The organism is Klebsiella sp. 1SOBk10mer (assembly GCF_046602535.1).
In the GTDB taxonomy this organism is placed as follows: Bacteria; Pseudomonadota; Gammaproteobacteria; order Enterobacterales; family Enterobacteriaceae; genus Klebsiella; species Klebsiella quasipneumoniae.
In genome coordinates, this window is the sequence record NZ_JBKIUP010000058.1 from 1 (window position 1) to 852 (window position 852).

The 852-nt window shown below is 47.5% G+C and carries 1 pseudogene; it reads left to right on the plus strand.

The window, feature by feature from the left end:
• Positions 1-583: pseudogene (locus ACLH1I_RS26585) on the plus strand (IS110-like element IS4321 family transposase); the annotation flags it as partial.
• Between the last annotated feature and the right edge of the window lie 269 nt (positions 584-852).

The window sequence follows — 852 nt, forward strand, 5'->3', positions numbered from 1 at the left end:
TGCTTTTCTGCTGGAATTTGGCATTAGCGTTCCCCGAGGAGCTGCCGTTATTAGCCGACTGAGTACCATTCTTGAGGATAATAGTTTGCCTCTTTACCTCAGCCAGTTATTGCTGAAATTACAACAGCATTATCACTATCTTGTTGAGCAGATTAAAGATTTGGAATCCCAGTTGAAACGAAAGTTGGACGAAGATGAGGTTGGACAGCGCTTGCTGAGCATTCCCTGCGTCGGAACACTGACAGCGAGTACTATTTCAACTGAGATTGGCGACGGGAAGCAGTACGCCAGCAGCCGTGACTTTGCGGCGGCAACAGGGCTTGTACCTCGGCAGTACAGCACGGGAGGTAGGACGACATTGCTGGGAATTAGTAAGCGAGGTAATAAAAAGATCCGAACTTTGTTGGTTCAATGTGCCAGGGTATTCATACAAAAACTGGAACACCAGTCTGGCAAATTGGCCGATTGGGTCAGGGATTTACTGTGCCGGAAAAGCAACTTTGTCGTCACTTGTGCTCTGGCAAACAAGCTGGCCAGAATAGCCTGGGCCCTAACGGCACGACAGCAAACTTATGTAGCATAACGGCAGAAATACACCGGTTTAAAGAATTACTGATCTGGTTTTGCGAATACTGATATTGATGATACTAACGGCCCACCGGCCTGTTGAGGAACCTGTAAAACGGAAAGGCTCATTGAAGCCGTATATTTTCTGGAGGTTCATCAGGCGCGGAACTCATCAAGGCGCGGGAATAAAATCCCATTCAGACGCCGGATAGATTCAAGCAAGCCAACTTGTCGTCAAAATCGGTGTTGCAAAAACGGGAGTGACCATAGATTCCGTTTTCTGAG